The following is a 12187-nucleotide window of genomic DNA, read 5'->3' as shown; positions in this document are numbered from 1 at the left end:
ATACCGGGACGGCAGTTCACCTAACGGACAACCCTCCCTCAGGCAGCGGTCATCTTTCCGGCCGGGGCTGTTCATGCTGCGTTCACTTCCGACCGGCGAACCGTCTACCTGGCACTTCTAGCTTTCGTGTCAGCCGGTCAGCGCGCCGGCACTCGGGCCCCATCCGGGCGACCTGACCAAAGACGTGAAGGGAAACCTTTCAGGTGAAGCTCCAGCGGCACGGCGCCATTGCCTGCCTCGCTCTTACTGCGGTCCTCGGCCTCAGCGCCTGCGGCTCGGACAACAACGAGCCGGCCAGCACCTCCGCCTCCGGTTCGGCCAGCGCGGCGGCCGACTGCGGCAAGGGCACCCTGAACGCGCAGGGCTCCTCCGCACAGAAGAACGCCATGGCCGAGTGGATCAAGGCGTACCAGCAGAAGTGCGGCGGCACCACGATCAACTACGAGCCCACCGGCTCCGGCGCGGGCATCCAGGCGTTCATCGCCGGCACCGCCGACTTCGCCGGCTCCGACTCCGCCCTCAAGCCGGAGGAGCAGCCGCAGGCCGACGCCAAGTGCGCCGGCGGCGCGGCGCTCAACCTGCCGATGGTGATCGGCCCGGTCGCGGTCGTCTACAACGTCGGCGGTCTGGACAACCTCCAGCTCAAGCCGACCACCCTGGCGCAGATCTTCGCCGGCAAGGTCACCAAGTGGGACGACCCGGCCATCAAGGCCGACAACCCGGACGCCAAGCTGCCCGCCGCCACGATCCAGACGGTGCACCGCTCCGACGAGTCGGGCACCACCGACAACTTCACCAAGTACCTGTCCAAGACCGCCGCGACGGACTGGACCTTCGGCAACAACAAGGCCTGGAAGGCTCCCGGCGGGCTCGGCGCCCCCAAGTCCGACGGCGTCGCCGCCAAGGTCAAGAGCACCGAGGGCACGATCAGCTACGTCGAGTGGTCGTACGCCGAGAACTCCGGCCTGAAGAAGGCCAAGGTGCAGAACGGGGCCGGCGAGTTCACCGAGCTGACCGCCGAGTCGGCCGGCAAGACCATCGCCGGGGCCAAGATCGAGGGCCAGGGCGACGACCTCAAGATGTCGATCGACTACGCCACCAAGGAGGCCGGGGCGTACCCGATCGTCCTGGTGACCTACGAGATCGTGTGCAGCAAGGGCATCGCCGCCGACAAGCTGCCGCTGGTCAAGGGTCTGCTGGGCCACGCCGCCAGCGCCGAGGGCCAGACCGAACTGGTGGAGCTGGGCTACGCCCCCCTGCCCGACTCGGTCCGGACCAAGGTCGAGGCCGCGGTCAAGAACCTCGGCTGACCGTCCCGAGCGACAACCCCCTCAAGTCGAAGCGAGCGCGCAGATGGGTGAAACCCCTCCCCGCTCGGCATCCGCCGGCACCGGTGGACCTGCCGTGACCCAGGGTCACGAGCGGTCCGCCGGTGCCTCGGCGCGTGTTGCCGAGGCACCAGTCAGCACCCGTACCCCCGATGACGACCAGGGCCTGGGCGGAGGCGGCGGACTGCCCCGGGCGCGGGCGTTCGGCGCGGAACGGGCCTTCCGCGGCCTGACCCTGGCCGCCGGCGTCACCGTACTGGTCATCATCGCGGCCATCGCGGTCTTCCTGATCGCCAAGGCCGTCCCGGCGCTGCGGGCCAACAGCGCCGACTTCTGGACCTTCGAGGGTTGGTTCCCCAACGACGACCCACCCACGTTCGGCATCGGCGCGCTCGCCTTCGGCACCCTGCTCACCGCCCTGCTGGCGCTGCTGATCGCGGTGCCGGTGGCACTCGGCATCGCCCTCTACCTGTCCCACTACGCGCCACGTCGGCTCGGCACCGGGCTGGGCTTCGTGATCGACCTGCTGGCCGCCGTGCCGAGCGTGGTGTTCGGCCTGTGGGGCCGGGACTTCTTCGTCGGGCCGGTCGCCGACCTGTCGGCCTGGCTGAACACGTACTTCGGCTGGATCCCGATCTTCGGCGACGGCCCGTACGGAAACTCGATCCTGCTCGGCTCCCTGGTCCTGGCGATCATGGTGCTGCCGATCATCACCTCGCTCTCCCGCGAGGTGTTCCTGCAGACCCCCACCGCCAACGAGGAGGCCGCCATCGCCCTGGGGGCCACCCGCTGGGAGATGCTGCGCACGGCGGTCCTGCCGTACGGCCGACCGGGCATCATCGCCGCCGTCATGCTCGGCCTCGGCCGGGCGCTCGGCGAGACCATCGCGCTCGCGCTGACCCTCGGCTCGACGTACGCCATCTCGTTCAACATCCTCGCCAACGGCGGCAACAGCATCGCCGCGAACATCGCCAACCGCTTCGCGGAGGCCAACGAGACCGGGCGGGGCGCGCTCATCGCCTCCGGCCTGGTGCTCTTCGCGATCACGCTGATCGTCAACATCACCGCGCGGGCGATCATCTACCGCCGCCGCGAGTTCACGGAGTCGGCCGCATGACCACCACGCTCACCTCCCACCGTCCCCGCCCACCGGCCCAGCCGGACAGCCTGCGGGCCAGGCGGCTGCCCGGGTACGCCACCCCCGCCCTGGCGGTGCTGGCCCTGCTGGTCGCCGCCGGCATCGTCTACGGCGTCGACCTCGGCGGCCCGGTCCTCGTCGTGGTGCTCGGCGCACTGCTCTACCTGGCCGCCCTGTTCACCGCCGCCAACGTGGTGGAGGGTCGACGCTCGGCCCGCAACCGGGTCTGGAGCGCCCTGATCCACTCCGCCCTGGTGCTGGCCGTGCTGCCGCTGGCCTCGGTGGTGTGGACCCTGGTCAGCAAGGGCACCGCCCGGCTCGACGCCGACTTCTTCGGCAGCTCGATGAACAACATCGGGGCCCGGGACGCCAACGGCGGCGCCTACCACGCCATCGTCGGCACGCTGGAGCAGGTAGGCATCGCCACCGCGATCACCGTCCCGCTCGGCGTGCTCTGCGCGATCTACATCGTCGAGTACGGACGCGGCCGGTTCGCCTTCGCCATCCGGTTCTTCGTCGACGTGATGACCGGCATCCCGTCCATCGTCACCGGCCTGTTCGTGCTGGCCTTCTGGGTGTTGATCGTGTCGCCGTGGTTCAACGACGGCCGCCCCAGCTTCTCCGGCTTCGCCGCCGCGCTGGCGTTGAGCGTGCTGATGCTGCCGACGGTGGTCCGCTCCACCGAGGAGATGCTGCGCCTGGTCCCCGCGCCGCTGCGCGAGGGGGCGTACGCCCTGGGCGTACCGAAGTGGAAGACCATCCTGCGGGTGGTGCTGCCCACCGCGCTGCCCGGCATCGTCACCGGCATCATGCTCTCCATCGCGCGGGCCGCCGGGGAGACCGCCCCGGTGCTGCTCGTCGCCGGCGGTGGTGCGGCGATCAACTTCAACCCGTTCGAGAACAACCAGTCGTCGCTGGCCCTCTTCGTCTACCAGCAGGCCGGCGAGGCGTCGAAGTACTCGCCGGCACGGGCCTGGACCGCGGCGCTGACCCTGGTCGTCCTCGTGCTCGCCCTGACCGTCGCCGCGAAGCTGCTGGCCCGCCGCAACCGGCTCGGCCGATGAACCCCGGAGGTACCACCATGGCCAAGCGCATCGACGCCACCGACGTGACCGCCTACTACGGCGGTTTCAAGGCGATCGAGAACATCAACCTGACGGTCGAGCCGAAGACGGTCACCGCCCTGATCGGCCCGTCCGGCTGCGGCAAGTCGACCTTCCTGCGGTCGATCAACCGGATGCACGAGGTGCTGCCGGGCGCCCGGGTCGAGGGCAGCCTGACCATCGACGGCCAGGACGTCTACCACCGCGACGTCGACGTGACCGCCGTCCGCCGCATGATCGGCATGGTGTTCCAGCGCCCCAACCCGTTCCCCACCATGAGCATCTTCGAGAACGTGGTGGCCGGGCTGCGGCTCAACGGAGTGCGCAAGAAGTCCATCCTGGACGAGGCGGCCGAGCGTGCGCTGCGCTCGGCGAACCTGTGGGACGAGGTCAAGGACCGCCTCGGCAAGCCCGGCGCGGGCCTGTCCGGCGGCCAGCAGCAGCGGCTCTGCATCGCCCGTACCATCGCGGTCGAGCCGCAGGTGGTGCTGATGGACGAGCCCTGTTCGGCGCTGGACCCGATCTCGACGCTGGCCATCGAGGACCTGATGTTCCAGCTCAAGGACAAGTTCACCATCATCATCGTCACCCACAACATGCAGCAGGCGGCCCGGGTCTCCGACCGCACCGCCTTCTTCTCCATCGAGAAGACCGGCGACCCCGGCCGCCTCATCGAGTACGACAACACCCAGAAGATCTTCAGTAACCCCAGCCAGAAGAAGACAGAGGACTACATCACCGGCCGCTTCGGCTGACCCCTCCCCGCCCAGCGTGCCCCGGCGGCTCGCGCAACCACGGTGGTTCGGGCGGGTGCGGCAACCGACACGGCCCCTGCCCCGACCGGTGTACGGGCTGGTGCGACGGACTGGTGTGCGCGCGTGCGCGACGGGTGCGCGCGTGCGCGACGGGTGCGCGCGTGCGGTGTGGGTGCTGCCCGGTTGACGGTCAGAGCGGTGGGGACGGCGGGGTGTCGGAAGACTCGTCCGGGTCCTTTCGAGCTGATGACATAAACGATTCAGGCACCCGAGCGGGCCGGTCCGGCACCGGGACGGGTCGTCGCTGGGACCGGGCCGTCGCTGGGACCGGGTCGCTGCCGGGACGGGTCGTCGCTGAGCCCACCGGTGAGTCGCTAGCGTCATCAGCTCGAAAGGACCTGAGACAGACCTGGATGGCGTGGGGCAGAGCCTGGTGGGTGGAGGCGGGTCGGGGCCACGACCGCACCGGACCGACGAACCCGGTCTCCTCTCGCGTCGGCACGTCGGCACGTCGGCACAGCGGCACAGCGGCACAGCGGCACGTCGGCCCACCGACGGCACCGGGCCGATGTGCGCGGTACCCACCGACTGCAGCGGGCCGCCCGCCCGGGGCAGGTGTGGCGGGTCAGGTGAGGATGAAGTGGGGGGTGCCGTTTTCCGGAACGTGGAGGCGGGGGGTCACCGGGGTGGCCGCGTCCCGGGTGGCCGAGGCGCGGGCCACCGCGGCCAGGGCACCGGCACCGGCACCGGCCCCGGCACGGTCGCCACCGGCGGCCGCCAGGTCACCAGCACCAGCACCAGCACCAGCACCAGCACCAGCACGTTCACCGGCGGCGGCCACCTCGGCCAGGGTGACCAGGGTGGGCGGGAGCATGGTCAGCTCACCGGCCTGCGCGCGGGCCAGGGCGTCCGCCGGGCGGATCCACATGGTGTGGTCGGCCTCGCCGGAGACGTCCCGGGTCCGCTGCCCCTCGGGCAGCAGAGCCACGAAGAAGTACGTGTCGAAGCGACGCGGCTCGAACTCCGGCGTGATCCACCGGCTCCACGGCATCAGCAGGTCGGACCGGAGCGTCAACCTACGCTCGGCGAGCAACCCGGCGAAGCCCCGCCTGCGTGCCTCCAGTTCCTGCCGCGCGATCTCCCAGTCGTCACCGCTGACGTCCCCCACCACCGTGCGGCTGCCTACCAGCGGGCCGTCCCCCACCAGCGGGCCGTCCCCCACCAGCGGTCCATCCCCTACCGCTGGGTCACTGCCGGGGCCAGCCAGCAGCACCCCGGCTTCCTCGAACACCTCCCGCGCCGCGGCACACACCACCGCCTGAGCGGCCTGCGGGGCGACCCCCAGCCGATCCGCCCAGGCCGCTGGCCCGGGGCCGACCCAGTCCAGGTGCGCCTGGGAGTCCGACGGGTCGACGCCACCGCCGGGGAAGGCGTACATCCCGCCGAAGGCCATCGCGGCGACCCGGCGGATGACGTACACCTCGAAGTCGGTGCCGGCCGGGCGGAGCAGCAGCACGGTGGCCGCGACCCGGGGCGACGCCGGGACGCCGCCCTCGGCCTGGAACCGACGGGCGTGCTCGACCAGGGCCGGCGGGGCGGGGAAGCCGGAGCTGTCGATCGTCATGCGCCGAGCCTAGTCCCGCCGAACGCCCCGCCCACCCCACCGACCGCCGGGCCGATGCCCCTCGGCGGGCAGCGGGCAGCGGGCAGCGGGCAGCGGGCAGCGGGCAGCGGACAGCGGGCAGCGGGCAGCGGGCAGCGGGTTAGCGTGGGCGCATGACACGTTGGGGGATTTTGTCCACCGGCCACATCGCCGGCCGGTTCGCCGAGGATCTACGACTGGTGTCGGGAGCCGAACTGGTCGCGGTCGGTTCACGGGCGCCGGAGAGCGCCGAGCGGTTCGCCGGCCGGTACGGGGCCAGCCGGGCGTACGGCTCGTGGGCGGAGCTGGCCGCCGACGACGAGTTGGACGCGATCTACGTGGCGACCCCGCACGCCGCCCACCACGAGGCCGCCCGGGTCTGCCTGGAGGCCGGCCGGGCGGTGTTGTTGGAGAAGCCGTTCACCCTCGACCTGGCCACCAGCACGGAGCTGGTCGAGCTGGCGCGGGCCCGTGGGGTCTTCCTGATGGAGGCCATGTGGATGCGGTGCAACCCGCTGATCCTGCGCCTGGTCGAGCTGGTCCGGTCGGGGGCGATCGGCGAGGTGACAGGCGTCCGGGCCGACTTCGGGGTGGCCGGGCCGTTCCCGCCGGAGCACCGGATGCGCAACCCGGCCCTGGGCGGCGGCGCGCTGCTGGACCTTGGCGTCTACCCGGTCAGCCTGGCCCACCTGCTGCTCGGTGTCCCGCAGCACGTACGGGCCTGGGCCAAGCTCAGCCCGGAGGGGGTGGACGAGAACACCGGCATCGTCTTCGGGTACGACTCGGGCGCGGTCGCCACGCTCGGGTGCGGGATGGTCGGGGCGACCCCGCTGACCGCCGCGATCACCGGCACCACCGGCCGGATCGAGCTGCCCGAGCCGTTCTTCCGCCCCGGCTCGGCGGTGCTGCACCGGGCCGACGCAGAGCCGGAGACGCTCACCGACGACCCGGCCGGCGGCGGCTACCAGTACGAGGCCGCAGAGGTGCAGCGCTGCCTGGCGGCCGGGCTGACCGAGAGCCCGCTGGTGCCGCACGCCGTCACGCTGGAGGTGATGGCCCTGCTGGACGACATCCGGGCCCGTATCGGCGTCGACTACGCCTGAGACGCCGGGAAGGGCACCCGCGTCCCGCCCGAGACGGTGACGCGGGTGCCCTTCCCGACCGGGGCGGGGCTGCCCGTCCTGACCGACGGACCGCCCTCCCGGCGGCGCTCAGAACAACGGGCGGACCACCAGGTAGGTCAGGCAGGCGATCAGCGCGGCGGCCGGGAAGGTGATGATCCAGGCGAGCACGATGTTGCCGGCCACGTTCCAGCGGACCGCGGAGAGCCGCTTGGTGGCGCCCACCCCCATGATCGCCGAGGTGATCGTGTGGGTGGTGGAGATCGGGGCCTTCAACACCAGCGCGTTGAAGTAGAGCACCGCGCTGGCCACCGTCTCGGCGGCGAAACCCTCCGGCGGACCCAGGTCGATGATCTTGCGGCCGAGGGTCCGGATGATCCGCCAACCACCGGCGTACGTGCCGAGCGCCAGCATGGTCGCCGAGGTCCAGAAGACCCAGCCCGGGATGTGCGTCTTGTCGTCCTGGAAGCCGCCGGTGTAGAGCGCCAGCACCACGATGCCCATGGTCTTGGCGGCGTCCTGCATGCCGTGGCCGACCGACATGGCCGCCGCCGAGGCGGTCTGCGCCCAGCGGAAACCCCGGTTGAGCTTGCCCGGCTGCCCCTTGCGGAACGCCCAGAGGATGGCCAGCATCAGCAGATAACCGAGGGTGAGGCCGACGATCGGCGACAGGACCATCGGCAGGATGACCTTCTCGCCGATGGTGACCCACTGCACGACGCCACCGGTGGAGAGCAGGGTCGCCCCGACCAGGCCGCCGAAGAGGGCGTGCGAGGACGACGACGGCAGGCCGAAGTACCAGGTGATCAGGTTCCAGGCGATGGCGCCGAGCACCCCGGCAAAGACCACCCCGAGGCTGCCCACCCCGGTGGGGAGGGTGACCAGGCCGTCGCCGACGGTCTTGGCCACCCCGGCACCGAAGTGTGCGCCGATGAAGTTGCCGACCGCGGCGAGGCCGAGGGCGAACCGGGGTGTCAACGCGCGGGTCGAAACGCTTGTCGCAATCGCGTTGGCAGCGTCGTGGAAGCCGTTGGTGTAGTCGAACGCCAGGGCCACCGCGATCACCGCCAGCACGGCGATGAGTTCGGGACTCACAGGCTCAGGACTCCTTGACCGCGATGGTCTCGACTGTGTTCGCCACGTGCTCGAAGGCGTCGCAGGCGGCTTCCAGCTCGTCGGCGACCTCCTTCATCTTCAGCACGGTCAGCGCGTCGTACTCGCCGGAGAAGAGCCGGACCAGCAGCATCCGGTACGCCTGGTCACCGTCGTTCTCCAGCCGGTTGCACTCGATCCAGTAGTCCTCGAGGTCCTTCATCGACTTCAGCCGGGGCATCGCCTCGGCGGTCAGCTTGGCCTGGAGGTCGAGCACGTTGACCAACTCGTGCAGCTCGCGCGGCAGCGACGGGAGCTTGGTGAGCCCGTACAGGTAGAGCAGGTTGCCGACCGCCTCCAGGTGGTCCATCACGTCGTCGAGCAGCGAGCCCAGCCGGTAGATGTCCTCCCGGTCGAACGGGGTGATGAAGGTGGAGTTGATCTTCTTGTAGAGATCGTGGGTGATCTGGTCGCTGTCGTGCTCGACCTCGGTCAACCGCTCGCTGACCGACTGCACGTCGACGCCGGGAAGGGCCAGTTCGTTGAGCAGCTCGGTGCCCTTCACCAGGTTCTGCGCGGCCCTGGTGAAGAGCTCGTAGAAAGCGCCCTCGGTGGGACGGAAGGAAAACTTCACAGCACGGACCTCGTCGTGTCGGTGGAAGGGTGGCCGCCGCCCCAGGGGGCGCCCGCTGAAGCATGCTAGGTACCCCACCGGGGCGGGTCTTCGCCGGCCTACCCCCGGTCAGACCCGATTCACCGCTCGTTCACCTGCTGTTCACCTCAGCCGCCACCGCCGCCACTCGACAACCGCTGGCGCTCCCGTTCCACGTCGAAACCGGCAGCCGGATACCCCAGATCAAGGCCCTCGAACGTCTCCCGCAACAGGTGCGCCACCGCCCAGTCCCGGTACCACTTGCGGTCCGCCGGCACCAGGAACCAGGGCGCGGCGTCCGTGTCACACCGGCCCAGCGCCTCCGCGTACGCCGCCTGGTAGTCGTCCCAGCGGGCCCGGGAGTCGAGGTCGCTCGGCTGGTACTTCCAGTACTTCGTCGGGTCGGTCAGCCGCTCCGACAACCGCCGCGCCTGCTCGTCGGCGGAGATGTGCAGCATCACCTTCACCACTGTCACATCCCCGTCGGCCAACTCCCGCTCGAAGGCGTTGATCTGGTCGTACCGGGCCCGCCAGGTCTCCTCCGGCACCAGGGCGTCGACCCGGGCCACCAGTACGTCCTCGTAGTGCGAGCGGTTGAAGATGCCGACGTACCCCGGCGGGGGCAACGCCCGGCGGATCCGCCACAGGAAGTCGTGCCGCAACTCCTGGCGGGTCGGTGGGCCGAACGACCGGATGTGCAGGCCGAGCGGGTTCATCGCGCCGGCCACCCGCTTCACGGTGCCGTCCTTGCCCCCGCAGTCCATCGCCTGGAGCACCAGCAGCAGCCGCCCCGGCCGTCCTCGGCCCAGCTCCGATCCGCCCCTGGTCGGGGCCGAGGTGTGGGCATCCCGCGCACCGGCCGCCGGCACTGTCGCCGTCGCGGCCGCCGTGGTCGTCGCGGCCGCCTTCGCTTTCGCGCCCGCCGCCGCCTTCGCGCCCGCCGCCTTCGCGCCCGCCGCCGCCTTTGGGCCCGCCGTGGCCTTCGCGGTCGCGGTCGCCGTCGCGAACAGCATCTCCTGCTGCCGGGCCAACCCGGCACCGATCAACTCGACCTGCCGCCGGGCCCAGAGCTTGCGGTCCTTCCCCTCACCCGCCGCAGCCGGTAGGCCCGGGGTGGAGCGGGGATCGACCGCCCCGAGATCGACCGGCCCGCCGTCCGATCGCACCCGCAGCAACTGCCGTACCGTCCCACCCTCGGGTACGACGATCTCCGTCTCCTCGTCTGCACGCATCTCCCGATCCTCGCCCACCCCCGCACCCCCCACCACCCGAGCACCCACCCCACACGCCCCGCAGCCTCCGCACATCCCCGCGCGCCCGCGTCCCACCCGTCGCCGCGACGCCCGGCAAGATCGCGCTACTTCATGGTCGTCAACACCGTTGCGTTAACGCCGTGGGCGGCTGGTCAACCCGGGACAGGAAGTGCCCGATCGGGGAGCGGGGTGGGCCCGCTCGGCGATCATGGAGTGGTGGTGCCGACCTTGGGGGCTTTACGGGCGTTCTGTCACCCACCACAACTCCATGATCGGCGAGGCAGCGGTGGTCGACGAACAGGCGTTCCACCTAACGCAACGGGGTTGTCATGGTTGTAGTGGCATCTTTTTGCGAATGAGACCACTACAACCATGAAGTAGCGCGCGATCTTGACCGGGCCCGCTCGGCCCAGGGCGGACGAGTCGCGTCGGGGAGGGATCATGGGGCGGTGGACCTGGTAGCGGAGTTCGAGGCCGAACGCAGGCGGTTGACCGCGCTGGCTCACCGGATGTTGGGCAGTCGCAGCGAGGCGGAGGACGCCGTCCAGGAGACCTGGCTACGATACGCCGGCGCGCTCGCCGACCCGGTCGGTCGCGCCGAGGTCCGGCACCTGGGTGGCTGGCTCACCACCACCTGCTCCCGGATCTGCCTCGACGTACTGCGCTCGGCCCGGGTCCGGCGGGAGACGTACCCGGGGCAGTGGCTGCCGGAGCCGGTGGTCACGCCGTGGGACGGCGTCGTGCCGGGGCCGGACGGTTTCGCCCCCGACCCGGCCGACCGGGCGGTCCGACGCGACCAGCTCGGCACCGCCCTGCTGGTCGTCCTGGAACGGCTCAGCCCCGAGCAGCGGGTCGCCTTCGTCCTGCACGACGTCTTCGCGGTGCCGTTCGCCCGGGTCGCCGAGGTGCTGGGGAGCACACCCGAGGCGGCCCGCCAGCTCGCCTCCCGGGCCCGTCGGGCGGTCACCGCCACCGACGTGCCCCGGCACACCGCCGACCCGGCCGAGCAGCGAAGGGTGCTGGCCGCGTTCGCCGCCGCGACCGAGTCGGGTGACCTCGACGCGCTGGTCCGGGTCCTCGCCCCGGACGTGGTGCTGACCAGCGACAGCGGAGGGCACTTCCCTGCGGCCCGCCGGCCGATCGTCGGCGTCGACCCGGTGGCCCGCTTCCTGCTCGGCCTCTTCACCCGGGCCGGCCGGTACGGCCAGCGGCTCCGGGCCGAGCCGGTGCTGGTGGACGGGGTGCTCGGCCTGCATCTGGAGACCGTCGCACCCGACGGTCGGCTGCTGCGGATGGTCACCGGGTTCGCCGTGCACGACGGCCGGGTCACCGGCCTGTTCCACCAGCTCAACCCGGACAAGCTCCACCGGCTGCCCGAGCTGGCCCCCGACGCCACCTGGCCACCACGCTGGTGACCCGCCCCGCCGTCGCCACCACGCGGGCCGGGGCCGGGGTCAAGGTCGGAGCCGGACGGACCGCCGGGCCGCCCGTTGGTGGATCAGACCACCAGGGCCAACCACTTGCGGTAGGCCGAGGCGAACGGTTCGGTGCCGTCGCCGAGGGCGGTGAGCAGCCGGGCCGCCGCCGCCTGCGCCTGCGCCACCACCTCGTCCGGATAGCCGAACCGGACCCGGTGCTCGGCGAACTCGTCCTCGTCGCGCAGCTCCACCAGGCCGGTGGTCCGCCGGCGCACCACGTCCAGGTCGAGGTCGATCAGATGGACCGTGTCGTCACCCTCCCAACGGGCCGGGGTGGCGATGTCGCAGTAGACCTCGCTGGTCCGCGGCGGCGGGTTGAACATGCCCGTCCACCAGGCCCGGTGCGGCACCAGCAGGACGAAGGGGATCTGCTCCACCGAGGGCCGGCCGTGGTAGACCGACTCGGTGCCCTCGGTCACCCCGAGCCACACCCCGAGGTCGTCCTCGGTCAGCCGGCGGGCCGGGTAGTCACGGTGGGCGCTGCCGTCGTACTTGCGGTAGATCACACGGACCGTGTCGCTCGGCATGAGTCGCACCCTAGCCGATTCCGCCCACTCGCCGCCGCAGGGAGTTGACCGGTCAGCAGTGGCGACAATCCGGACGGTGACCGCGCCACGCGGGAGGC

The 12187-nt window shown here is 71.3% G+C and carries 11 protein-coding genes; 6 read left to right on the top strand and 5 right to left on the bottom strand.

All coding sequences use genetic code 11. The features are described 5' to 3' along the window. The first annotated feature begins 203 nt into the window (after positions 1-203). Genes pstS through pstB form a run of 4 tightly spaced genes read left to right on the top strand, consistent with a single transcriptional unit; the run spans position 204 to position 4324 of the window. Positions 204-1310, top strand: a complete 1107-nt coding sequence (pstS, locus tag AC0AIB_RS23160; protein WP_328342523.1) for a phosphate ABC transporter substrate-binding protein PstS — start codon at positions 204-206, stop codon at positions 1308-1310. A gap of 43 nt (positions 1311-1353) precedes the next feature. Next, the gene (gene pstC / locus AC0AIB_RS23155; protein WP_328342521.1) at positions 1354-2445 is read left to right on the top strand and encodes a phosphate ABC transporter permease subunit PstC; all 1092 of its coding nucleotides are present in this window, start codon (positions 1354-1356) and stop codon (positions 2443-2445) included. Further along, complete coding sequence (gene pstA / locus AC0AIB_RS23150) at positions 2442-3530, top strand: phosphate ABC transporter permease PstA (RefSeq protein WP_328342519.1); 1089 nt, start codon at positions 2442-2444, stop codon at positions 3528-3530. Before pstC ends, pstA begins: the two co-directional genes overlap by 4 nt. A 17-nt stretch (positions 3531-3547) precedes the next feature. Beyond that, complete coding sequence (pstB, locus tag AC0AIB_RS23145) at positions 3548-4324, top strand: phosphate ABC transporter ATP-binding protein PstB (protein ID WP_091242519.1); 777 nt, start codon at positions 3548-3550, stop codon at positions 4322-4324. A 625-nt stretch (positions 4325-4949) separates the two neighbouring features. Here the strand turns inward: pstB and AC0AIB_RS23140 are convergent. After that, entirely contained in the window at positions 4950-5948 is a 999-nt protein-coding gene (locus tag AC0AIB_RS23140) for an NUDIX hydrolase (protein ID WP_465097468.1), read from the bottom strand. Positions 5949-6100: 152 nt separating this feature from the next. Here AC0AIB_RS23140 and AC0AIB_RS23135 point away from each other — a divergent pair, with 152 nt between their 5' ends. Further along, positions 6101-7069, top strand: coding sequence for a Gfo/Idh/MocA family protein (locus AC0AIB_RS23135; protein ID WP_328342513.1), 969 nt, complete (start codon positions 6101-6103; stop codon positions 7067-7069). A 108-nt stretch (positions 7070-7177) separates the two neighbouring features. Here AC0AIB_RS23135 and AC0AIB_RS23130 read toward each other — a convergent pair whose 3' ends face one another. From AC0AIB_RS23130 to AC0AIB_RS23120, 3 genes are all read right to left on the bottom strand, one after another. Then, on the bottom strand, positions 7178-8182 hold the full coding sequence (locus AC0AIB_RS23130) for an inorganic phosphate transporter (protein ID WP_328342511.1): 1005 nt from the start codon (positions 8180-8182) through the stop codon (positions 7178-7180). A 4-nt stretch (positions 8183-8186) separates the two neighbouring features. Then, positions 8187-8813: a DUF47 domain-containing protein gene (locus AC0AIB_RS23125; RefSeq protein WP_067311399.1), complete on the bottom strand. Its 627-nt coding sequence runs from the start codon at positions 8811-8813 to the stop codon at positions 8187-8189. 146 nt (positions 8814-8959) lie between these two features. Then, complete coding sequence (locus tag AC0AIB_RS23120) at positions 8960-10063, bottom strand: PPK2 family polyphosphate kinase (RefSeq protein ID WP_328342508.1); 1104 nt, start codon at positions 10061-10063, stop codon at positions 8960-8962. 470 nt (positions 10064-10533) lie between these two features. Between AC0AIB_RS23120 and sigJ the strand changes: the two genes are divergently transcribed. Then, complete coding sequence (gene sigJ, locus AC0AIB_RS23115; RefSeq protein WP_328342505.1) at positions 10534-11499, top strand: RNA polymerase sigma factor SigJ; 966 nt, start codon at positions 10534-10536, stop codon at positions 11497-11499. Positions 11500-11582: 83 nt separating this feature from the next. Here the strand turns inward: sigJ and AC0AIB_RS23110 are convergent, their stop codons facing one another. Continuing rightward, positions 11583-12089, bottom strand: a complete 507-nt coding sequence (locus AC0AIB_RS23110; protein ID WP_328342503.1) for a DUF402 domain-containing protein — start codon at positions 12087-12089, stop codon at positions 11583-11585. Between the last annotated feature and the right edge of the window lie 98 nt (positions 12090-12187).

The sequence above is a fragment of the Micromonospora sp. DSM 43699 genome (assembly GCF_055517075.1).
The sequence above is the reverse complement of the archived record's forward strand: the minus strand, read 5'-3'. Positions and strand labels throughout refer to the sequence as shown.

Excerpts from the sequence above, each read along its gene's own strand:
- pstC (WP_328342521.1), top strand. The coding sequence starts at position 1,354 with ATGGGTGAAACCCCTCCCCGCTCGGCATCCGCCGGCACCGGTGGACCT.
- pstA (WP_328342519.1), top strand. The coding sequence starts at position 2,442 with ATGACCACCACGCTCACCTCCCACCGTCCCCGCCCACCGGCCCAGCCG.
- pstB (WP_091242519.1), top strand. The coding sequence starts at position 3,548 with ATGGCCAAGCGCATCGACGCCACCGACGTGACCGCCTACTACGGCGGT.
- AC0AIB_RS23140 (WP_465097468.1), bottom strand. The coding sequence starts at position 5,948 with ATGACGATCGACAGCTCCGGCTTCCCCGCCCCGCCGGCCCTGGTCGAG.
- AC0AIB_RS23135 (WP_328342513.1), top strand. The coding sequence starts at position 6,101 with ATGACACGTTGGGGGATTTTGTCCACCGGCCACATCGCCGGCCGGTTC.
- AC0AIB_RS23120 (WP_328342508.1), bottom strand. The coding sequence starts at position 10,063 with ATGCGTGCAGACGAGGAGACGGAGATCGTCGTACCCGAGGGTGGGACG.
- AC0AIB_RS23110 (WP_328342503.1), bottom strand. The coding sequence starts at position 12,089 with ATGCCGAGCGACACGGTCCGTGTGATCTACCGCAAGTACGACGGCAGC.